General features: G+C 37.6%; 18 protein-coding genes. 4 read left to right on the forward strand and 14 right to left on the reverse strand.

Features of this window, described 5'->3' with window-relative positions; translation table 11 throughout:
* Window positions 1-386 precede the first annotated feature (386 nt).
* From ABXT71_RS09050 to ABXT71_RS09070, 5 genes are all read right to left on the reverse strand, one after another.
* Window positions 387-1,640, reverse strand: coding sequence for a 7TM diverse intracellular signaling domain-containing protein (locus ABXT71_RS09050; protein WP_415370999.1), 1,254 nt, complete (start codon window positions 1,638-1,640; stop codon window positions 387-389).
* Between the two features lie 245 nt (window positions 1,641-1,885).
* Window positions 1,886-3,277 (reverse strand): class II fumarate hydratase, encoded by a 1,392-nt coding sequence (fumC, locus tag ABXT71_RS09055; RefSeq protein WP_415371000.1) that lies wholly within the window; start codon window positions 3,275-3,277, stop codon window positions 1,886-1,888.
* A gap of 214 nt (window positions 3,278-3,491) precedes the next feature.
* The gene (locus tag ABXT71_RS09060; RefSeq protein ID WP_415371001.1) at window positions 3,492-3,932 is read right to left on the reverse strand and encodes a c-type cytochrome; all 441 of its coding nucleotides are present in this window, start codon (window positions 3,930-3,932) and stop codon (window positions 3,492-3,494) included.
* Window positions 3,933-4,014: 82 nt separating this feature from the next.
* A complete protein-coding gene (locus tag ABXT71_RS09065) occupies window positions 4,015-5,136 on the reverse strand; it encodes a PQQ-dependent sugar dehydrogenase (protein WP_415371002.1) in 1,122 nt (373 codons plus the stop codon).
* Between the two features lie 198 nt (window positions 5,137-5,334).
* Complete coding sequence (locus tag ABXT71_RS09070; protein ID WP_415371003.1) at window positions 5,335-6,303, reverse strand: NAD(P)H-dependent flavin oxidoreductase; 969 nt, start codon at window positions 6,301-6,303, stop codon at window positions 5,335-5,337.
* Between the two features lie 612 nt (window positions 6,304-6,915).
* Here ABXT71_RS09070 and trxB point away from each other — a divergent pair.
* Window positions 6,916-7,908, forward strand: a complete 993-nt coding sequence (gene trxB / locus ABXT71_RS09075; RefSeq protein ID WP_415371004.1) for a thioredoxin-disulfide reductase — start codon at window positions 6,916-6,918, stop codon at window positions 7,906-7,908.
* A 237-nt stretch (window positions 7,909-8,145) separates the two neighbouring features.
* On the opposite strand, the gene ABXT71_RS09080 is transcribed toward trxB, so the two are convergent.
* Genes ABXT71_RS09080 through ABXT71_RS09095 form a run of 4 tightly spaced genes read right to left on the reverse strand, consistent with a single transcriptional unit; the run spans window position 8,146 to window position 10,998 of the window.
* Window positions 8,146-9,876: a PspC domain-containing protein gene (locus tag ABXT71_RS09080; RefSeq protein WP_415371005.1), complete on the reverse strand. Its 1,731-nt coding sequence runs from the start codon at window positions 9,874-9,876 to the stop codon at window positions 8,146-8,148.
* Entirely contained in the window at window positions 9,873-10,211 is a 339-nt protein-coding gene (locus ABXT71_RS09085; RefSeq protein WP_415371006.1) for a PadR family transcriptional regulator, read from the reverse strand. Before ABXT71_RS09085 ends, ABXT71_RS09080 begins: the two co-directional genes overlap by 4 nt.
* Window positions 10,208-10,450, reverse strand: a complete 243-nt coding sequence (locus ABXT71_RS09090) for a hypothetical protein (protein WP_415371007.1) — start codon at window positions 10,448-10,450, stop codon at window positions 10,208-10,210. Before ABXT71_RS09090 ends, ABXT71_RS09085 begins: the two co-directional genes overlap by 4 nt.
* Before the next feature lie 11 nt (window positions 10,451-10,461).
* The gene (locus ABXT71_RS09095; RefSeq protein WP_415371008.1) at window positions 10,462-10,998 is read right to left on the reverse strand and encodes a DUF4870 domain-containing protein; all 537 of its coding nucleotides are present in this window, start codon (window positions 10,996-10,998) and stop codon (window positions 10,462-10,464) included.
* Window positions 10,999-11,220: 222 nt separating this feature from the next.
* Between ABXT71_RS09095 and ABXT71_RS09100 the strand changes: the two genes are divergently transcribed.
* The 3 genes from ABXT71_RS09100 (at window position 11,221) to ABXT71_RS09110 (ending at window position 13,325) form a co-directional block, all read left to right on the forward strand.
* The gene (locus tag ABXT71_RS09100) at window positions 11,221-11,682 is read left to right on the forward strand and encodes a DUF4442 domain-containing protein (RefSeq protein ID WP_415371009.1); all 462 of its coding nucleotides are present in this window, start codon (window positions 11,221-11,223) and stop codon (window positions 11,680-11,682) included.
* 518 nt (window positions 11,683-12,200) lie between these two features.
* Window positions 12,201-13,001 (forward strand): TIGR00266 family protein, encoded by an 801-nt coding sequence (locus ABXT71_RS09105; protein ID WP_415371010.1) that lies wholly within the window; start codon window positions 12,201-12,203, stop codon window positions 12,999-13,001.
* A 126-nt stretch (window positions 13,002-13,127) separates the two neighbouring features.
* Window positions 13,128-13,325, forward strand: coding sequence for a hypothetical protein (locus ABXT71_RS09110; RefSeq protein ID WP_415371011.1), 198 nt, complete (start codon window positions 13,128-13,130; stop codon window positions 13,323-13,325).
* Between the two features lie 199 nt (window positions 13,326-13,524).
* Here the strand turns inward: ABXT71_RS09110 and uvrA are convergent, their stop codons facing one another.
* The 5 genes from uvrA to ABXT71_RS09135 form a co-directional block, all read right to left on the reverse strand.
* Window positions 13,525-16,365, reverse strand: a complete 2,841-nt coding sequence (gene uvrA / locus ABXT71_RS09115) for an excinuclease ABC subunit UvrA (RefSeq protein WP_415371012.1) — start codon at window positions 16,363-16,365, stop codon at window positions 13,525-13,527.
* Between the two features lie 193 nt (window positions 16,366-16,558).
* Window positions 16,559-18,382 carry a hypothetical protein gene (locus ABXT71_RS09120; protein ID WP_415371013.1) on the reverse strand — a complete coding sequence of 608 codons (1,824 nt, stop codon included), beginning with the start codon at window positions 18,380-18,382 and terminating at the stop codon, window positions 16,559-16,561.
* A 105-nt stretch (window positions 18,383-18,487) separates the two neighbouring features.
* On the reverse strand, window positions 18,488-19,261 hold the full coding sequence (locus tag ABXT71_RS09125) for a hypothetical protein (RefSeq protein ID WP_415371014.1): 774 nt from the start codon (window positions 19,259-19,261) through the stop codon (window positions 18,488-18,490).
* A 398-nt stretch (window positions 19,262-19,659) separates the two neighbouring features.
* Entirely contained in the window at window positions 19,660-21,360 is a 1,701-nt protein-coding gene (gene ggt, locus ABXT71_RS09130; RefSeq protein ID WP_415371015.1) for a gamma-glutamyltransferase, read from the reverse strand.
* Window positions 21,357-21,941, reverse strand: a complete 585-nt coding sequence (locus ABXT71_RS09135; RefSeq protein WP_415371016.1) for an ACP phosphodiesterase — start codon at window positions 21,939-21,941, stop codon at window positions 21,357-21,359. Before ABXT71_RS09135 ends, ggt begins: the two co-directional genes overlap by 4 nt.
* Between the last annotated feature and the right edge of the window lie 41 nt (window positions 21,942-21,982).

Consider the following 21,982-nt stretch of genomic DNA (forward strand, 5'->3'; position numbering starts at 1 on the left):
TTATGTTGATTTTCCAGGAGTGGAAAATAATACAGGTTTGACTTTATTCTATCTAGAGATTTTATCTAGCTTATTAATACTACTGAGTACTATGTTTATCATTTTTAGTAATATTAAAAAAGAGAGTCGAAATTATCAATTTTGGACCTCAATAATCGGAATTGTTCTATTTGGAATACTTCCTTTGATCTCAAGTTTTATTTAATTGAATTTGTTGAAACCAATAAATAGCATAATACTTAATTCAATATAAGCCCTGAAAAAGAGGAAGGAGCTTAGATTGTTATTTTATGTTGAGAATTAGCAATTTTAATCAAGAAAGATCAGGGTAGTGAGGTAATAACAATACTTCATTAGCCCCTAACTCTTTTCCTAGTTTACCTTTACTAGTTGTAGATGAAATCTGGCTGAGAGTCTACCAAGTGGTAATCTTCTTTAATATGTTCTCTAATCTCTAGTTTTTGATAAAGCTCGTTGGTAGCTTCTTCAAGCTCATCCTGAGTTACTTTTAATTTACGGGCAATCTTCTCGTTAGTTTTTCCTTCAGAGATGAACTGGAGTAATTTAACTTCAAAACCATCTAGGTCATATTGCATAATTACATTTTCAAGGTATACATCTTCAATATGTCTTTCTGTTTTTTGACGGGCTGTCATTTCTTGTCTTTTAAGGAATATTTTTAATTCTGTCTGTTTGATAAGGTTTTCTTCTTTGATTGCTTTCATTCTATATAAGATAGCGTAGGTAAGTAACAAGACTTCTAAAAGTACGGCTCCTTTAATATGGGCTAGTTCGATATTTAAGAATGAAAGGCTTAAAGGCCCTGATAATAAGTAATCCATTGTAAACAATAGTGGGAATACTACTGCGAGAACGTATAGCTTAGCATAATCTTTCTGATTGAATAAAAGTACTCCGGTAATAAAGTAAGTCAGAACAACAGCAGACGCTAGAATATTTGAAACAACGGCAAATTGTACATTTTCTAAAAACCATCCAGATATAAGGACAATGGTGGCAGCAGAAAAAAGACCAGTTGCTAAAAATTTTAACTTAGGATATAATGTATTGATGTTTAAAAAGTGCGAACCAAAGATGGAAGCAGCAATAGCTGTAACTAAAAAGAAGGAAGCTTTTACAATTTCTATATGCTGTAGATTATGCATATCAAAGAAAGCAAGCAGGCCGTCACTGAAAAATAAAAATGCTGTTAATGCTAACAAAGAGCAAGCGTAAGCTAGATATATCTTTTCATCAAATAATAAAAAACTCACGAAATTAATTAATATGAGTAGCATGATTACTCCATAAAATAAACCTTGCCAAAAGCCACTAATATATATATCTGAAATTTCAGGAACTAGCAAAGAAGCTATAGCTACATCTTTTTTGGATGACATTGTATTTACCTCTTTCGGTTTAACTGCGTTTTTTCCTTCGTAGGTATTCGCCGGAGTTAATGATGCCGATTGACTTGTAACTTGTTCATCTATCAATGCAGATGTTGTTAATGCCAACTCTTGGGTTGTATTTAGCGCTTTAGATTGGTCATTTTCCGTTTTAACAACAGCACCATTCATTGTGAACGCTGAGGTCAATAATAGTAAGAGGACGAATATAGGGGTGTTCATCTGTATCATAATAAGTAGGTTTCATTTTCCTTGGGGCTGACAATATACAACTTAAATGTATTTCACCTTAATAAAATGCATTTAATCGATGAAATGCACGTTTTATTGTGATTTGTTCTCCTTTTATTGTTAAAATTAGAATTGAACAGCAAATTTTTCAATGGCTATTATCTTCGCGTACGCTAAATTTAGACACAAAAAATCGCCTTCACTATGTAATAATGAAGGCGATGTTTATTGTAAAGTGGGTTCAATTATTTACCCACCATATTTTCTGGTTTTACCCATTGGTCAAATTCGTCTGCACTTAAATAACCTAGCCTGACCGCTTCTACTTTGAGCGTTGTCCCATTTTGGTGTGCTGTATTTGCAATTTCGGCAGCTTTGTAATACCCTATTTTTGGGTTTAAAGCAGTAACTAACATTAAGGAGTTGTTTAATTGCTTTTCAATTACGGCCGCATTTGCCTTGATACCTTGTGCGCAATGTTCATCAAAAGAAGCACAGGCATCGCCTATCAATTGTGCAGACTGAATCATGTTTGCCGCCATCATAGGCTTAAATACGTTAAGTTCATAATGTCCTTGCATTCCTCCAACGGCAATCGCCATATCGTTTCCTATCACTTGTGCGCAGACCATTGTCAACGCTTCACATTGGGTAGGGTTTACTTTTCCTGGCATAATAGAAGAACCCGGTTCATTGGCAGGGATAGAGATTTCGCCAATTCCACTGCGAGGGCCGCTGGCAAGCATACGTATATCGTTTGCAATCTTGTTAAGAGAAACAGCTAATTGCTTTAAAGCTCCGTGAGATTCTACAATCGCATCGTGAGCAGCTAAGGCCTCAAACTTATTCTCTGCGGTAATAAAAGGTAGCTCTGTAAACTTTGCGATATAAGCCGCTACTTTTACGGAGTATCCTTTAGGTGTATTGATTCCTGTCCCTACGGCGGTACCACCTAACGCTAGTTCACTTAGGTGAGGTAAGGTATTGTTTAAGGCTTTTAATCCGTGTGCTAGTTGAGAAGCGTAGCCACTAAATTCTTGTCCTAAGGTTAGGGGGGTTGCATCCATCAAATGCGTACGCCCTATTTTTACTATGTTGTCAAACTCTTTAGTTTTTACAACCAAGGTTTTATGCAATTGCTCCACACCGGGAATTGTTATTTCTACCAGCTTTTTATAAGCAGCAATATGCATTCCTGTAGGGAAGGTGTCATTTGAAGATTGTGATTTATTTACATCATCATTAGGCGCTAAAGTTTTCTCTCCTTCACCCACCGTTTTTCCTGCTAATTGATGTGCTCTGTTTGCAACCACTTCATTTACGTTCATGTTGCTCTGCGTGCCAGAACCTGTTTGCCAAATCACCAACGGAAACTGATCATCGTGCTTTCCGTCTAGTATCTCGTCGCATACTGTTGCGATTAAATTTCTTTTTGATTCGTCAAGAACTCCTAACTCGCAGTTCGTATAGGCAGCAGCTTTTTTTAAATATGCAAATCCGTATACCACCTCTAGCGGCATAGATGATGGTGCTCCAATTTTAAAATTATTTCGAGAACGTTCTGTTTGAGCGCCCCACAGTTTATCTGCAGGAACTTGAACCTCACCCATCGTGTCTTTTTCTATTCTATATATCATGGCTTCTTTTGTTGTGTTGTTAAAGGGTGCGAATTTAGGGAATTCTTGTTAAAAAAGTTTGGAGTTTGTTGTTTATGGTTTAAAGCCCCTAAAGCAGAAAAGCGATCTCAAATAATAATATTTTAGATGATTTCTTCGGAAATAATATCCGCGTTCAGAATATTTCTGAACAATTAAAATTGCACAAAGTACATCAAAAATCACTTTTTCACTGCTACTTTACAACCGCTTTCACTTCTTCCAAAGTCACCATCTCGTCTTGTGTATTTCCCCAGGTATTCATAATATAATTCATTACATCTGCGGTTTCTTGATCTGTGAGGCCAAGTGGCGTCATAATGCCATCATACGTTTTGCCACTCACTTCTATTTTTCCTTTCAGTCCGTACTTGACAGCATGGATACTCTCTGTTCTTTTATCTACTAACCAGTCTGATCCTGCCAAAGGCGGAAAACTTTTACCAATGCCTTTTCCTTTGGGTCTATGGCATTGATTACAGAAATCCTTATAAACTATATTACCATCAGTGATGCTTTTTTCTAATGGGGTTTGTGACTTCGCAGTGTAACTTGTGGTGTCATCCTTCTTTTTGTCCTTGCTGCCGCAAGCTAGAAGTAGGAGGGATAGGGTAATTATGGTTAGTATGTTTTTCATTTTAAGTCTTGTGATTGGATTAATTTAATGGCCTTTTGATCCACTTGGATAAGCTCGGTGTGATTTGTTCATTAGTTTGGATTTAACTAGTAGGTATAACCCTAACAATCCCTTCACCTTCAACAGCGATATAAATAAACCCGTCTGGACCTTGTTGTACGTTGCGCACGCGGCCTACATCTTCTGCTACTTTTATTCTTTCTGTTACTTTGTTGCCATCTAGTTTAAGCAGTTCTACGTAATTAAATTTTAAGCTTCCTACCAGTAAGCCACCCTTCCAATCTGGATATGTATCTCCAGTAACAAAAGTCATCCCGCAAGGAGCGATAGAAGGCACCCAATAGTAAATAGGGTCTTTCATTCCTTCCATTTTAGTTTTGTCTGTAAACTTGGTGCCGCTATAATTCACACCATAAGAGATAATAGGCCAGCCATAGTTTCTTCCTTTTTTAACGATGTTTACTTCGTCTCCCCCTTTTGGGCCGTGTTCGTGGATCCAAATCTCACCAGTATCTGGATGTTGATCCATTCCTTGAGGATTTCTATTTCCGTAGGTGTAGATTGCTTTTTTAGCGCCCACTTCACTCACAAATGGATTGTCATCTGGAATACGACCGTCATCGTGTAAACGGTAAATTTTCCCACCATCTCTTGTTTTATCTTGCGGATTAGTATCTCTATCCCCACGTTCGCCTATAGAAAAATATACATATCCTTTACCGTCAAACTCAATACGAGATCCAAAATGCTGCCCACGTGTCGTATTAGGTGTTGCTTTATAAAGATCTTCGATATCTGTTAAGCCACCATTCTTAAGTTTTGCACGACTTAACTTTGTGTGACCACCTTCGCCTTCACCTTCAGAAGAAGCGTAGGTAAAATAAATCCAACCATTTGTTGCATACGCTGGGTGTACTTTAATATCTAATAACCCACCTTGACCACGGTTATAGATTTCAGGAACGTTTTTGATTTCGGTTTTGATGCTATCTTTATAATGTACGAGTTCTCCACTTTTTTCTGTGATGAGCATGCTACCATCTGGAAGCCAAGTCATGCCCCAAGGATTTGATAAATCTTCTACCACATTTTCTATGGTATACGAACGTTGTGCCGTGTTTATGGCAATGTCTTTTTGTTTTTTGGGTGCGTTGCAAGCGATAACACTCAGGCAAAATACCACTACTAATAAGGTCTTTTTCATGATATAAAATTATACCGAAAAGATACAAAAAAGAAGAAGCCCCAACAACAAAAGCTATTCGGGCTTAGGAATTTTATTTGAGCACTCCAGTAACCAACCGCACTAGTGCTCTTCCTGCTATATTTAAGGTAAAAGGAATGCCATGGTTTTCATACAGATAATAAAGTGTCTATTGTGTTACTTTCTGTGGCTAAAACCTTAAGAGTATTTTTTTAATACTTCTTGTTGGTGCTCGATTGCGGCTTTAAATTCAGTTTTCATTCTATCTACTAAATCACTTATTGGTACGGTGTCATCAATAGAAGTAACGCCTTGTCCTGCAGACCAAATTGTTTTCCAAGCTTTTGCTTCTGTGTCCATTTCTTTTCCGAAATCTACTTTTGCTGTGCTCTTCAGTTGGTCTTCTGTGATACCTGCAGCATCTAGACTTTTACTTAAAAAGTTTGCGCTCACTCCACTAATAGCAGCGGTATACGTGATGTCTGTCATTTTAGAATCTTCTATCATTTTCTGGTACTCATCCGTTGCTGCGCTTTCTTCTACATTAATAAAACGCGTTCCCATATAGGCTAGATCTGCGCCCATCTGCATAGCGCTTGCAACATCTTGACCAGTACTTAATGCGCCAGAAAGTAAAATGAATCCGTCAAAAATTTCTTTAATTTCGTTGATAAATGGTACAGGATGTAAGGTTCCTGCGTGGCCACCAGCTCCTGCACACACTAGAATTAATCCGTCAACGCCAGCTTCAATAGCTTTCTCAGCGTGACGTCTTTTAATGACATCGTGAAATACAATACCTCCATAGCTATGAACCGAATCAACGACCATAGAAATAGCACCTAATGAGGTGATAATCAATGGCACTTTATGTTTTGCGCAAATCATTAAATCTGCCTGTACACGTGGGTTACTGCCGTGTACAATTAAGTTTACACCAAAGGGTGCCGCCTTTTTTCCTGTTTCTTTTTCCCAAGCTTCTAGTTCGGTTTTTATTTGGATTACCCATTCTTCAAAACCTTCAGTAGTGCGCTGGTTGAGTGCAGGGAATGTCCCAACGATTCCTTTTTTACAGGCAGCAATCACAAGCGCTGGTCCAGAGATTAAAAACATAGGTGCTGCTATGACAGGTAAGGTTAGGTTTTCTGTAAACTGTTCTTTGTTCATTGGACTATTTTTAATTTTGTACGGATAGTTATCAATATCTTATTCAAAAATACCTTTTATTCTGCGTATGTAAAAGTATTATGCGCGAATAGTATCTGCAGAGATTGAAAACAAAAATGAAATTGATCTTATTGATATTTTGGGCTACCTTGATTAAGGTTCCGAATACTGAATAAAGTGCAGTACAAGTATTCCGAAGGATCCAGAAGGTATGACGGGTTATTTTCTTGATAATTTTACTTCTGAAATTTACTAGGTTTAAAGATTGCTAAGGAAGCTGCGCTTTGGGGCCCAACAATAAATGTAGGAAGGCTCTACCGGGTCGCCGTAAACGTCACATCTTCCCCTATACGCGGGAGATAAATTGATTAACTTCATTTAATTCGAACCTCACAATTAAAAATCAAAACCAAAATCTAATTCCGAATGCCAAATCGCTAAAGCGTCTTAAGAATAAATGATGAAGCATCACAAAGTATAAACTCGGTACATTTATGCGAAAGCGAGATACAAATGACTCTTAATAAATCGTGAAATTAATGTGTTAGTTATTAGATGGTAAGCCGTCTAAAATTATTATTTTTACGACCCTAAAATTAAGACAATAAAGCTATGAGTGATACTATAGAAAGAATGAAATGTTTGATCATTGGTTCTGGTCCTGCGGGATATACGGCGGCTATTTACGCGGCACGTGCAGACTTAAAACCTATTATGTACACTGGTATGGAACCGGGTGGACAGCTTACTACGACTACAGAAGTGGACAACTTTCCTGGTTATCCTGATGGAATAGACGGACCTACAATGATGGTGCAGTTGCAAAAACAGGCGGAACGTTTTGGTACAGAAGTACGTATTGGTATGGTAACGGCCGTAGTTTTTAGTAAAGAAGTAGGAGGGATTCATAAAGTAACTGTGGATAACAAAACTGAAATTGAAGCGGAGTCCATAATAATATCTACAGGAGCCACAGCAAAATATTTAGGAATACCTAGTGAGCAGAAATTGAGAGGTGGTGGTGTTTCTGCTTGTGCAGTTTGTGATGGTTTCTTTTTTAAAGGTCAAGATGTTGCTATCGTAGGAGCTGGAGATACAGCTGCAGAAGAAGCAACGTATCTTGCTAATATTTGTAAAAAGGTAACGATGCTTGTACGCAAAGATTATATGAAAGCGTCTAAAGCAATGCAGCATAGAGTAACGAATACTCCAAATATAGATTTACGTTATAATACTGAAGTAGACGAGGTGCTAGGAGATATGGTAGTAGAAGGATTGCGTATGAAGAATAACGAAACGGGTGAAAAGGAAGAAATTGCCATCACTGGATTATTTATCGCTATCGGTCACAAACCAAATACGGACATCTTTAAAGGACAACTGGATATGGATGACACTGGCTACTTAATCACCAAAGGGAAGTCTACAAAGACAAACCTTCCTGGTGTATTTGCTAGTGGAGATGTACAAGATAAAGAATACCGTCAAGCAGTTACTGCTGCAGGAACTGGTTGTATGGCTGCACTTGATGCGGAGCGTTATTTAGCTAATATTGAATCTCCAGAAGAGAAGAAACAACAGATTACTAAGCATTGGGTAAAGTAATTTGTTTTCATTAACTGTTTTTTTAAAATCTCCAATTAAATTTGGGGATTTTTTTCTTATAATAATTTAAAAATTCATTTCACCATAAGTATTACTCTTGCTCTATTATTCCTATTAGTTCGTTAAGCCGATAATTTTCTTTTAAAAATATTTCTAAATAGTAGATAAAAGAATCCGCCAACACTATGGGTGCGGCGGATTCTAAACTAAGATGCTCGATAGCAATGTTACATCTTATTAAAAATCTGTGGTGTCCTTTTTCACTTTTAGGTCTGATTCCCCGTCTCCGTCAATATCAATTGCAACATTAATATTAGAGCCGTCTCGGTTGATATCAACTTCTAGATCAGTGATATTAATAGTGAAATCGTCATCGGCATCCATTTCTTCAATCTCCTCCTCTGGGCAGTTAAGGCATTGTATTTTTCCATCTTCTATTAACAGATCATAGCCTTCCATTCCATTGTCAAGAATATCGTTGTAATACCTGTCGTTTCTATGAAACGAATATGTATTCTCGGCTGCATTAAGAATGACACCTTCTGGTAAATAAAGTGTGATTATGACTTCTTGATCCCTAAATTTTTGTACCGCTGCAGAAGTAAGATAGCCGTCAAGAATTAGTTTTCCATCTTCGATTGAAAAACCGTAATCAATAGCTTCTGCTCTTCTCTTAGCATCAAGCGTACTATTTCCTTCTGCTCTTCTCTCGATGAGCATACGTCCCACAGAATCTTTAAAACTTCGTACAATAAGACGGATATCACTAGAATAAATTAACTTCTCGTCATTCTCGTTGTATTTAATTTCTAGACCATAGTTTCTATGTACATCAGAATCATATTGATTATTTGCCCGCATTTCTAGCTGCAATGTTTCACCCGATCTAATAGGTACCATATGTTCTGTAATTACTTCTTCATCAAAAGCTTGTTCGGTTACTTGGTGTATAGCGATAATCGCGATTCCAATTAAGGCAGCAAACCATAAAACAATAAGCACAATTTTTGCAACCCATCCTATAGAGCGTAAGTTCTTTATTAGAATTTTTAATCCTAAGATCGCTAAAGCTAGGAACGGGATACCCACAGCGAATAATGCTAGTAAAGACATCAACCACATAGGAGTCTCTGTTGTGCTTACCAGATTAAAATAATCCATTGTCGTTCCATCACTATAAATGCCTAAGGTGCCAAAAGTAAAAAGACCGATAATTAATGCGATCACGGCGGTAAAACCTGTGATAACCATTAGAACCCCGATAAACTTTCCGAAGATTTTAAAAATGGTCATAATAATGTTGCCGAGAGTTTCAAAAAAACCAGCAGAACCTTTTTTAATTCGCTTTCCATATTTATCATAGTCAGCATTCTTTATCCCGTCGGCTACAGCTTCATAACCCTCTTTAAACTTTTTTTCAATATTAGAGATTGTCACCGCTTCCCGGTTCATTTTTAGCTTATCACTTACAGAAACTGCTGCCGGCATTAAGATCCATAGCAAGATATAAATAATGACAAACATTCCAGAAGTTACTAAGGTCAGGAAGATCCAGATTAAACGAATCCAAATCGCGTCTATCTTAAAATAGTGCCCCAATCCTGAAGAAACTCCGGCAATAAATTTATTGTCTATATCTCTAAAAAGTTGGTTGTACATGGTTCTTGTTCCTATGGCACTAGGAGTGTCTTCAAAGATTTCTTCATCTACAGAATAATCTTCTGGTTGTCCCATTACCGTAATCACCTCATCCAGTTCTTTAGTAGAAATAACTTGTGTGTTGGTTTCTATTTTTTCTGAAAAAAGTTCTGCGATACGTCCTTCAATGTCCTGTATAATCTCATCACTTCCTTGCGGATCGCTTAGTGATTTTTTTATAGCGTCTAAGTAACGCGTGAGCTTGCCAAAGGCGTCCTCATCAATATGAAAAAAGGTGCCTGCTAAGTTTATATTTACTGTCTTTTTCATTTTTTTGGTGTTGTAGTGGTTACAATATTCACAGCCTTTTGCAGGTCGCTCCAGGTGGTGTTTAATTCTTTTAAAAATAGTCTCCCAGTTTCGGTAAGATCGTAATATTTGCGTGGTGGTCCGCTATTAGATTCTTCCCATCTGTAGGATAGGAGTCCAGCGTTTTTAAGACGTGTGAGTAGTGGGTAAATGGTGCCCTCCACCACAAGCATCTTGGCGTCTTTTAAAGTTTCAAGAATATCACTGGTATAAGCCTCACCATCCTTTAAGATGGAAAGGATGCAATACTCCAGAACCCCTTTACGCATTTGCGCTTTTGTGTTTTCAATTTTCATAGGAGTGTGTTTTCTGTTCTATTATGTTCGATTTTGATTGATTTCTGAATCAAGTTCAGATTGACAAGATTATCTTTTTTTAGAGTGTGATCTACAATAAAAATGTCTGATGATGCATTTGGTGCTACTTCGCAGCATTCAATAACGATAACATCTGCATTGATTTCTGGTGGTTCTTCTACCGAAAGGCCAAAGAAACTAATCACAGCGACGGTTATTAGTTCTACTAATGTGCTCATATGGTTGGATTTTATTTGGTTTCTGAAATAGGTTCTTCCGTATCTGAACCATGTGTTTTGTCTGTAAGATTCACCTCGGGATTATCTGTGCTTAAAAATGGGATACTTAAAGGATATTTGTAATACTCGCCTTTTGATGCCCTCATACTTGCAGTGATTACCGCATACAGCTCAAAAATAAATAAGCCAATAAGGAGTAGAACGGCAACTGCAAATAATAATATGTAGCCTGTAAGATTACTTACTTCGCTAAACTTTGCGCGATCCATCCCGTGATCAATTGCTTCCATCAAGGAAACAAAGTCTGTGGCAAAAATGACAAAGAAAGGTATACATATAACACCAATCGCGATACTATATATAAGCATGCTTAATTGAAAATTAATCGCCTGCTTGCCGTGGTGATCAATTAATTTTTTATCATTATTTACTTGCCATAATATAATAGGCAGAATAAAATTTGCCATCGGGAAAATGTATTTCGCAAAGGTTGATAAGTGAATGGCGGCAGCCACTTGTGTCGTATTTTTTGTTGAAGTAGTGTACATAGGCTATTATAATCTTATACAAATATATGTCTTTTAAAAGGTATTATGTTACGCATAGTACTAAATATTAACATAAAATTAACTTTTTTTCTTCGGAAATTATAAAGGTTGAACTAGTGCGAAGGGTATGATAAATAGGGTTCAACGGAATATTTCAGCAAATATTCCGTTCTTATTTTGTGATTGAAACCTTTCAAGCTATCTTCGTAAAAAACCACAATTATGCTTAGCAGACCTAAAGGATTCAATGCGTTTTTAATGATGAAATTGCCTTCTGCTTACTTCTGTGGCGTGCGTTTAAAATCTGTTAATAATGAAACCTGTGTTACTACGGTGAAGTATAAATGGATCAATCAAAATCCTTTTAATTCTATGTTTTGGGCTGTGCAGGGGATGGCAGCAGAGTTAAGTACCGGCGCATTAACTTTAGGGTATATTAGAGAGGCGGGTGTTTCTGTTTCTATGTTGGTTGCAAACAATAAAGCTAGCTTTACTAAAAAAGCCAAGGGTAGAGTCAAATTTACCTGCAATGATGGTTTAGCAATGAAAAAAGCGATTGATCAAACCATAGCTACAGGAGAAGGCCAAGTCTGCTGGATGCATGCAGATGGCATTGATGAAGATGGTGACGTTGTTTCTAGCTTTGCTTTTGAGTGGACGGTGAAGCGTAAAAAGAGTAAGTAAGTAAGTAAGTAAGTAAGTAAGTAAGTAAATAAGTAAGTAAGTAAGTAAGTAAGTAAGTAAGTAAGTAAGTAAGTAAGTAAGTAAGTTTTTCTACAGGATTATCTTTTTAACCTTTTTCAGTTTTTAGATAGCTCGTTCTTTTGAGTATTTAGTGGCAGCAGAAATGACAGTAGCGATTAGAAGTCGCAGTAGTAAGTATAGCGTACTAATATTAATAATATTCCCCACCTTTTTTAGTATTTAGAAAACCAATATATTGTTGCATTAAAATTTTAAGCACGTTTTGTGTATATTGGAAGTCTTGGGCTATAGCGTGCCGTATATCGCGAAACGTTTTATAAATCATCGCGTTTTTATTTTTCTAGCAAATATGTTTTTACGTAGTTGATCAAAATAACATAGAACCATAGGTAGATTTTATTGCTAGTTATCAGAAATATATTCTGTAACATTTCAGAAGCAAAACCTACCAATAATCTGGAATATCGAATTATAATTTTTAAAACATATACCTTTTTATGGAATCACATAAAATAGATTACACCATCTATGGTGAAGAAATGCAATATGTAGAAGTAGAATTAGACCCGAATGAAGGCGTCATAGCAGAAGCAGGAAGCTTTATGATGATGGATGATGGGATTAAAATGGAAACTCTTTTTGGTGATGGTTCTAAAAAAGATTCTGGGTTGATGGCTAAGATTTTTGGTGCAGGAAAGAGATTGCTCACCGGGGAAAGTCTTTTTATGACGGCCTTTTATAATTCAGAGCAGGGTAAAAAGCATGTGAGTTTTGCTTCCCCTTATCCCGGAAAAATAATCGCTTTGGATCTGAGTAAATTTGGGAAAAAATTTATTTGCCAAAAATCTGCATTTTTATGCGCGGCTAAAGGAGTCTCTATTGGGATGGAGTTTTCTAAAAAAATAGGGAGAGGACTTTTTGGTGGTGAAGGCTTTATCATGCAAAAACTAGAAGGTGACGGTATGGCATTTGTACACGCTGGAGGAACAACTGCCACAAGAGAACTTGCCGCAGGTGAAAAATTTAAAGTAGACACCGGTTGTATCATAGGTTTTGACAGTACTATAGATTATGATATTGAGTTTGTGGGTGGAATTAAGAATACTTTATTTGGAGGAGAAGGGATGTTTTTTGCTACATTAACCGGCCCTGGGACGGTCTATATACAATCATTACCATTTAGCAGACTAGCAAGTAGAGTTTTAGCAGCAGCTCCAAAAATGGGAGGGAAGAATAAAGGAGAAGGTAGTATACTCGGTAGTTTTGGAGATGCTCTTGACGGAGATAATGATTTTTAATCGATAGCTTGTTTAAAACTTTTATTCGGTTTTAACATATTGCTGACAATTTTACTTATCTTTAGGAAGTTCTAATATAAAATAAGCGCTTATTCTAAAAACTACTTAACTAAAATTTGAATCCCTATGGCTAGAGCTATGTTTGATTACACCAAAGCAGTACTTTCTAAAGTAAGCTTTGATGTAAACTTGTTCTGCAAAGAGTTACAAAAGGCGATGGACAGATTACTTCCTTATGAGATTGAGGAATTAAAAATCTGGGTAGATGAGCTCTTATTACAGAAACCCCAACTAAACCAATGTTTAATTTATTTAAACCCATAAAAACAGAAAGACCGACATAATAGTCGGTCTTTCTGTTTTTAGACTCTCAACGCACTTTATCTAATCCGCCTAAAGTTTATTGAAGATACCTTGCGAAGCTAATGATCCAGCTTTTCTGAAACAGAGGGGGCACATTGCATGGCGTATTGCCTAATGCGCCTAGCTAAGATAGCCGCCAATAACTATTTAGAATTACACACTAAATCAACCCAGTAAGCTCCTTTTTCAAAAACCTAGCCGTGTGACTTTTCTTAATCTTACTTACTTCTGTAGGAGTGCCTTTTCCAACAATAGTCCCTCCGCCTTTTCCTCCTTCTGGTCCTATGTCAATGATATAGTCTACCGTTTTGATTACGTCCAGATTATGTTCGATTATAAGAACCGTGTTTCCTTTGTCCACTAGTTTGTTAAGAACAAGCATCAATACTCTTATGTCTTCAAAATGCAATCCTGTGGTAGGTTCGTCAAGAATATAAAAAGTATTGCCCGTATCTCTCTTAGAAAGTTCTGTGGCTAGTTTTATACGTTGTGCTTCACCGCCAGATAGAGTGGTGGACTGTTGGCCCAAGGTGATGTACCCTAAACCTACATCACGAATGGTCTTCAGTTTTCTAAAGATTTTAGGGATGTTTTCAAAAAAGTCGCAAGATTCATTGATGGTCATATCTAGCACATCAAAAATTGACTTTCCTTTGTAGCGTATTTCTAGTGTCTCACGGTTAAAGCGTTTTCCTTGACAGGTTTCGCATTCTACATACACATCTGGAAGGAAGTTCATTTCAATGACTCGAAGTCCGCCACCTCTGCACGTTTCACAGCGACCTCCTTTAACATTAAAACTAAATCTTCCTGGCTTATAACCACGGATCATTGCTTCTGGGACTTTGGCAAAAAGACTTCGAACCTCAGAAAATACGCCTGTGTAAGTTGCTGGATTACTTCTAGGAGTACGACCAATGGGCGATTGATTTATTTCAATCACCTTATCTAAATGGTCTAAGCCTTTTATTTTTTTATAAGGCATTGGTTTTTTAACGCCATTAAAAAAGTAAGCATTTAGAATAGGGTAGAGGGTTTCATTTATAAGTGTAGATTTTCCACTACCAGAAACTCCAGTGACACCTATCATTTTTCCTAAAGGAAATTTGACAGAAACGTTTTTTAAGTTATTACCAGTACAGCCTGTGATTTCGAGAAAGTTGCCGTTTCCTTCTCGTAATTTTTCAGGAATCTCAATGCGTCTCGTGCCGTTTAAATAATCTGCAGTGAGGGTTTTGTGTTTTAAAATTTCCGAAGGAGTACCTTGAGAAACGATCTCACCACCATACTTGCCAGCGGCAGGGCCGATGTCTATCACGTGGTCTGCACTCTCAATCATATCTTTATCGTGTTCTACAACGATCACAGAATTACCCACATCTCTTAAAGATTCTAGGGAATGAATTAACTTCTCATTATCACGTTGATGCAAACCTATGCTTGGTTCATCAAGTATATATAATACGCCCACAAGCTGAGATCCTATTTGCGTAGCAAGTCTAATACGTTGTGCTTCACCGCCAGAAAGCGACTTAGAACTTCTATCTAAGGCGAGGTAGGTAAGACCAACATCTATTAAAAACTGTAGACGCGTACGAACTTCTTTTATAATCTCTGAAGCTATTTTAAGTTGGTTTTTCCCGAGTCGTTCTTCAATGCCTTTAAACCATTCTGCCAGCTCCACAATATCCATATGGGCAAGCTCGGCGATACTTTTTCCGTCTACTTTAAAGTAAAGAGATTCTTGTCTTAAACGCGTCCCTTGGCATTCTGGGCACGGTACTTTATCCATAAAATCTTTTGCCCAACGCTGCAAAGATCTAGATTCATTAGCATCATAGGTGTTCTGTAAAAATGTAGCCACCCCTTCAAAATCTATATTGTATTTGCGGGTGACCCCTAAGTCTTTGCTGTTTACTTCAAACTTATCACTCCCACCATAAAAAATCATCTGTTGAGCTTCCTTAGGAACTTTGCTCCATGGGTCACTCAACTTAAATTTAAAGCGTTCTGCGATCAACTCAAGTTGTTTGAAAATCCAATTCTTTTTATGTGGTCCGTGAGGTGCTAAGGCTCCTTGCTTGATAGAAATCGAAGCATCTGGGACTATCTTATTTTCATTAATTTGATAAAGTTGCCCTAAGCCTTTACAGTTTGAACACATCCCTTTTGGAGAATTGAATGAGAAGTTATTTGGTTCTGGATTTGGGTATGAAATGCCACTTGTTGGGCACATTAATGAACGACTAAAAAAGCGCGTTTCATTTTTGTCATTATCGAGTACCATAAGCACATCGTCACCATGATACATGGCGGTGTTAATGGTTTCGGTAAGACGTTTGTCATTGTCTGGAGAATCTGTAATTTTGAGTCTATCGATTACAATTTCAATATCGTGCATTTTGTAGCGATCTACTCGCATCCCTTTTTCGATATTAAGCACTTCACCATCTACCCGTACTTTTATAAACCCCTGTTTGGCTATTTGCTCAAAAAGTTCGCGGTAATGTCCTTTTCTCGACCGCACCACCGGAGCGAGAATGCTTATTTTTTTATCGATATAATCTGTTGTGATGAGCCCTTTTATTTGCGCGTCACTGTAACTCACCATCTTCTCACCCGTATTAAAACTAAAGGCGTCACTTCCTCTCGCATACAGCAGTCGTAAAAAATCGTAAATCTCTGTGATGGTACCCACAGTAGAACGTGGGCTTTTACTTGTCGTCTTTTGTTCTATAGCTATAACGGGAGAGAGCCCATCTATTTTATCTACGTCTGGACGTTCTAGACTTCCTAAAAATTGACGCGCGTAGGCAGAGAAAGTCTCTATATAGCGACGTTGGCCTTCTGCATAAATAGTATCAAAAGCGAGTGATGATTTTCCACTCCCCGATAAACCAGTGATCACCACTAGTTTTTCTCGTGGAATCTTAACATCAATGTTCTTTAAATTATGAACACGTGCCCCTAAAACCTCGATTACATCTTCATTTTTTGCCATAGTTTGCAAAGGTACTCAAATGGCATCAAAATTTTAGGGTACCTATTACTTTGGAAACGTTAATTATCTGCAAATTCCTGAGCAGAAAAACATTGGCATTGCTGTAGGTTTTTAGTTTAGAATATTTCAGAAGCAAAAAGAGCCTTTGATACGAATATCAGAGGCTCTCAACTATTAATTTATCTGGTGTGTTTTAATTGTCTCTAAGTACGTGTACTGTTCCCGTTAAGGTATGTTCTGTACCAGCATTATCTTCATAGGTTCCATTAAATGAAATATCTATGTATTCGCCTATTTCTCCAAGAGCTGTAAGCGTGTATTCCATGGTGTCATTGTTCATAGCTCCAAAAAACTCTTCGATGTTAAAACCTAAGTCATCAGGGTCTTGCCAGTCTAATGAATCATACACTCCAACATAAGGGGTGGCCATTAATTGACCGTATAAATAAATACCTTCATTTGTATTATCGTCATAGGCAGAAATGGTTACAGATGGGCCGTTCGTTTGAGGATTGTTGGCTGAAAACTGAGCAGAAATATCTTCTGTTGTAAAAAAGGTGGTCGCTCCAGTATCTAAATCATATTGAATAAACTCTGTGATGGTTTCACAGGCGAGTAAATTCCCCACATTTGTTAAAGGTGTAGTAAAACTATACCCTTGTTCTGCAGATTGTTGAACACCGTCTATATCTATACCTTTTATCGAAAACTCAATGGCATCTGTGCAACGTATGATGCTTAACTCAAAGCTTCCGTCTGTTCCTATAACTGCTGTTGCGCCGCCATCTAGATAGTCTACTACTGCATATCCATTTGAGATAAGAGCTCCTAAGCAATCACTTAAAGTACCTACTATGGTTTCTGTAATAACATCACCAGTAAGTATTACGGTAATCGCGACGGTTTCATCTGAACTAAAAGGTCCAATATTGGTATTAAATAAAGAGGAGTCACCGCAAGTATCATTGTAAACATTTAGTTCTAATACTTCTCCAGAGGGCATATAACCACAAACTTCGCCATCTATATTTGTTGTTCCACTTGTCGTACCAAAAGTGGCACTCGTTATTGTAATGGTAGTATTTGCTAAAGGATTTCCATCTTCATCAGATAATACAAGACAAATAACATTCGCATCTGTCGGGATATCGCAATTCCAGAAAGAAAAGTGACTTACTTCCCCTACATATGCAGCTCCTTGGAGCGTTGCTTCTCCTTCTTCAATCCAAACTCCATTTACTTCATCAAAATACCAAAGTGGAAGCGTAACTGGTGCGTTTGCAATGAGGCTTGGATCTAAAGGTATAGTCAATGTTGCAGTGCTTCCATCCATCAAATTAAGGTCCTGACCTGCAGCTCCTCTTAGTTCTACAGCTAGCATTCCTAAAGTAACTAAACCTTGTTCTTCACCATCTGCATCTTGTGCATAAAGCATTCCTGGCATTTGATCTGGCATATTTACATCTGTCGGGTCTAAGTGGTGTAAGATCACGTCTACATCGCCTGCATACTCAACTCCATTTGCATCTATATAGTTACCATTAAGTAACACGGAAGCGCCAGCACCATTGCTAATGGTAGCAACGGCACCACTCACTGTTGTTCCAGAAACTGTTTCTGGCAGCATCATAATACGTACCTGATTAAGACCTGCTGCAGGGGCTATACTTCTAGAGGCGTGAATAAAACCGTCCTTGCTAGCTTTTATATACCCAAAGCGTTCATATACTGCAGCATCTCTAAGGATGGCAATACCTTGATCATCTGTTAACTCGTTTGTCTCTGCTACGCTAATGGTAGCACCTGCGATAGCGTTACCGTTGGTATCCATGACTTCGACCATTATATCTCTTGTAGTTGTGGCACCGTAATTTTGAACAAAATTTACATCAAACTCGTTCATATCGATCACTCCTACATCATCCATATTATCTATAGGATCTGTGTCGTCGTTATTTTTATCACAGGCAAAGCAAGTAATAAGTGCGGAAAATAGTAAAAGTTTAATTGTTTTCATATTTAGTTAGATGTTCGTTAGCTAGTTATGACCTGAAGAAGGTTTCTAGCAATAGAACAGTATAGTAGGAATAATCCCTACCCTAGAAATAAATAAACAGGAAAGTTACTCGGAAACTTCACTTTTCAAAAACTGGAAGAAAGCTATCGCGAGGTAGAAAAGTAAACTGCAAGAAAATGAATAGCTTATGATGAGTATTAAAACTGGAAGCCCAAGTAATAATGTCACGAGTGGTGCAAGCAGCCCTACAATTATTAGGGTGCTCAATAAAGCTGTGAAATATTGTATGCGTCTTGGTAGGACAGAAGATCTTATGGTACGCTCTTTATATAAATCTGGTAAGATTGATTTTGTAATATATTCTCCTAATTTTGACAAGAAAATTTCATTAAAACTATTCTCTTCAAATACCTCTGGATCAATGCTCATGGCTAAAGACATAACTTTGTCTTGATTGCGTTCAAAGAGGCTTTCAATATCTAAGACTTCTTTAAAACTAGCAAACTTATAGCCAAAAAAGTACCACAAGCCAGATCCTACTTTATGTTGAATCCATTGTTCTACAATCGCGCCGTCATAGCTTCTAGGATAACTTATAGTTTTAGGAAGTTTGCCGTTTTTAGGATTTGTGAGAAGCATAGCTTTCATTTCTAGATACAGGTTTTCTGTTTCAGAATAGTTTTGATTCTCTTGTAAAAACTCAATGGCGAGTTTAGAGTTTCCTTTGTAAAAATCTTTTACATCAAAATAGGTGAGTCCTTCAAAATCTTCATCAATGTATTCCTGTAATCCAGGGAGCCACATTTTTGAGCCCATTAGGATTTCGATGATACGACGCGCGTTATGCATTTTTTGTGTAGCGGATAGTAGTGCGCTCACTGCAGTGCTTTTTAATTTTTTTAGCGCTAAAACTGAATGGTACAAATACCCCATGAGAGTCAGGATAAAAAGGACGCTAATGCCTATAAAAATGGGAGCAAGATCTAAGAGATTTGAAACAAGTAATATATCAGTTTGACTCTTATTCCATAAATAAAAACAGAGGGCAATACAGATGAACCCTGCCGATAGAATAGGCAGGACTACAACAGAAAATTGTATGACTGTATTTTTTGTGCTCATATTAGAATTGCTGAGATTTCAAATCTGGGGATTTAAAAGCTCAATTAATTCTCTGCAAAATACGTTCCATAGAGCAATATTGTAGTATTCCACCTACAAATTCGTTAAAAAGTACATTAAACAAGTTAAAGAGCTAATTTTATCTTGTTTTTTTCTTAAAAACCTACCGCCGTATCGTCACCACGATGGTCGGCTCCTCCTTCTAGGCTGCCATTTGGCTTTCTTAAGATAGCATCTACCTTTCCTATGACTGGAGCATCATTATAATTTATTTGATACCCTTTTGATGTTAGGGTTTTCAATACATCTTCATCAAATCCATAATTTTCTACCATCACTTCATCAGGTAGCCATTGATGATGAAATCTAGGCGCATTAACGGCATCCTGCATCGTCATATCGTATTCGTATACATTCAAGATTGTTTGCATCACTGACGTGATTATCTGCGAACCTCCAGGGGAGCCTACGCTCATCCAGAATTCTCCATTTTTCTCAACTATGGTTGGTGTCATACTGCTGAGCATTCTTTTTTGTGGTTCGATGGCATTTGCTTCTCCACCAATTAAACCAAACATATTAGGTTCTCCAGGCTTTGCGCTAAAATCGTCCATTTCATTATTGAAAAAGAAACCTAATTCGTTGCTATACACTTTAGATCCAAAGGCAGCATTCAAGGTCGTTGTGGCGGCAATGGCATTTCCGAAAGAATCTACAATAGAGTAGTGGGTCGTTTCTGTAGATTCTTGACCAAATGGTGTACCATTTGAAATAGCAGTAGATGTTGTTGCTTGATCAAAAGAAAATTCTTGCATTCTACCTTTTAAATAATTGGGGCTTATCAAACTATCGACTGGGATCTCAACAAAATCTGGATCACCTAAAAAGTGGCTTCTGTCTGCATATGCTCTTCTTGAAGCTTCAATGATAACCTGCATAGAGCGCGGCTGATTATGACCATACGCGGCGATCGGGAATTCTTCCACCGCATTTAGTATCTGTGCAAGGCAAATACCTCCACTAGAAGGAGGTGCCATTGAGATGATTTTTAAATCTTTGTAATTAAAAATGACAGGCTCGCGCCATACTGCTTCATAATTCGAAAGATCTTTTTTTGTGATAATTCCTTTTTTTGAAGATAAGAAGTTCACTAAAATATCTGCTGTTTTTCCTTGATAAAATTCTTGTCTACCGTTTACAGCAATGCGTTTAAAAGTCTCTGCGAGTGCAGTGTTTACGAAGAGGTCGTTTTCTTTCCATTCGTTAGAGTAAATACTTTTACTATCATTTACTTCTTCAAATATGGGTGCATATTTATTATATCGCTTAGCTTGAGCTGCTGTTAGATAATATCCTTCTGCTGCTAGTTTTATCACTGGAGCGATAATCTCTTCCATAGGTAACGAGCCATGTCTTTCGTGCACGGCAAACATTCCCGCCACCGTTCCTGGCACTCCTACGGCTAGCGAGCCTGTCTTACTTTTATTGCTTATAAAATTTCCGTTGTCATCCAAATACATATCTTTCGTGGCAGCCATTGGTGCTTTTTCGCGGTAATCTAAGGCGCCTACTTCACCATATTGTGTTCTGTAAACCATAAATCCGCCTCCGCCAAGATTGCCTGCGTAGGGGAAAACTACAGCTAAAGCAAACTCTGTCGCGATCATTGCATCAAATGCGTTCCCGCCCTTCTCTTTCATTATGTTAAGCCCGATTCTCGATGCCTCTGCTCTTGCAGAAACAACCATCGCACTGTCAACAACGACACCAAGTTTTGGTTTTTTAACTTCAGAAATTTTCCGGTCATTTTTACAACTGGCAAAAACAATAACTAAAAGTAAAAAGAGAGTTCTCATAATGTATCTAATTTTTCGTGACAATATGCGCGTAATTCTTCAAAAAAGCTGGTGAACTCTTGCTCAAAATCATCGTAGAATTCTTTGAGTTCGATGACGGCAAAGTTCATATTAGAGCGTCCTTGTACCCGTGCATTCATTTGTGTCAGAATTTTGCTTATTCCGGGCACAGTGGCATAAGATAACAACCAATTGTCAGCCATCATATAGGGCATCATTCTCTGTATTCTCTCCGGTAGCATCGCATAGTTGTCCTGGAGCATTTCATAAAAATTATCTACGTATTGCTCTAAGGGAGTGTCGTGATATTTGTTCCAGTTTTTTGCTAAAAAGTGATCGTATAAAATATCGACTACAACACCACTATAGTGCCCGTGTTTCTCGTGTAGTCTTTTAGTGCTTTGTCGCACAGTGGGGTGATGGTCTGTATAGCTATCAATAGCTCGGTGGAGTAGGATTCCTTTTTGGATTGAAGCGGGATATTTCAGGTATTTTTTTCCTTTGATTCCATCGGCAATAAAGTTGCCAATGGTGATGCCTTCATCTTCACCGGAGAGATAAATGTGTGCGAGAAAATTCATGAGAACAAATTACAAAAATCGTCGAGTAGTATTGTCATATT

This window comes from Patiriisocius sp. Uisw_047 (assembly GCF_047730165.1).
In the GTDB taxonomy this organism is placed as follows: domain Bacteria; phylum Bacteroidota; class Bacteroidia; order Flavobacteriales; family Flavobacteriaceae; genus Patiriisocius.

Coding starts and splice junctions, on each gene's coding strand:
- ABXT71_RS09080 (WP_415371005.1), bottom strand. CDS start 9,876: ATGAAAAAGACAGTAAATATAAACTTAGCAGGCACCTTTTTTCATATT.
- ABXT71_RS09100 (WP_415371009.1), top strand. CDS start 11,221: ATGCTTAGCAGACCTAAAGGATTCAATGCGTTTTTAATGATGAAATTG.
- ABXT71_RS09095 (WP_415371008.1), bottom strand. CDS start 10,998: ATGTACACTACTTCAACAAAAAATACGACACAAGTGGCTGCCGCCATT.
- ABXT71_RS09090 (WP_415371007.1), bottom strand. CDS start 10,450: ATGAGCACATTAGTAGAACTAATAACCGTCGCTGTGATTAGTTTCTTT.
- fumC (WP_415371000.1), bottom strand. CDS start 3,277: ATGATATATAGAATAGAAAAAGACACGATGGGTGAGGTTCAAGTTCCT.
- ABXT71_RS09070 (WP_415371003.1), bottom strand. CDS start 6,303: ATGAACAAAGAACAGTTTACAGAAAACCTAACCTTACCTGTCATAGCA.
- trxB (WP_415371004.1), top strand. CDS start 6,916: ATGAGTGATACTATAGAAAGAATGAAATGTTTGATCATTGGTTCTGGT.
- ABXT71_RS09060 (WP_415371001.1), bottom strand. CDS start 3,932: ATGAAAAACATACTAACCATAATTACCCTATCCCTCCTACTTCTAGCT.
- ABXT71_RS09065 (WP_415371002.1), bottom strand. CDS start 5,136: ATGAAAAAGACCTTATTAGTAGTGGTATTTTGCCTGAGTGTTATCGCT.
- ABXT71_RS09120 (WP_415371013.1), bottom strand. CDS start 18,382: ATGAAAACAATTAAACTTTTACTATTTTCCGCACTTATTACTTGCTTT.
- ABXT71_RS09135 (WP_415371016.1), bottom strand. CDS start 21,941: ATGAATTTTCTCGCACACATTTATCTCTCCGGTGAAGATGAAGGCATC.
- ABXT71_RS09050 (WP_415370999.1), bottom strand. CDS start 1,640: ATGATACAGATGAACACCCCTATATTCGTCCTCTTACTATTATTGACC.
- uvrA (WP_415371012.1), bottom strand. CDS start 16,365: ATGGCAAAAAATGAAGATGTAATCGAGGTTTTAGGGGCACGTGTTCAT.
- ABXT71_RS09110 (WP_415371011.1), top strand. CDS start 13,128: ATGGCTAGAGCTATGTTTGATTACACCAAAGCAGTACTTTCTAAAGTA.
- ggt (WP_415371015.1), bottom strand. CDS start 21,360: ATGAGAACTCTCTTTTTACTTTTAGTTATTGTTTTTGCCAGTTGTAAA.
- ABXT71_RS09085 (WP_415371006.1), bottom strand. CDS start 10,211: ATGAAAATTGAAAACACAAAAGCGCAAATGCGTAAAGGGGTTCTGGAG.
- ABXT71_RS09105 (WP_415371010.1), top strand. CDS start 12,201: ATGGAATCACATAAAATAGATTACACCATCTATGGTGAAGAAATGCAA.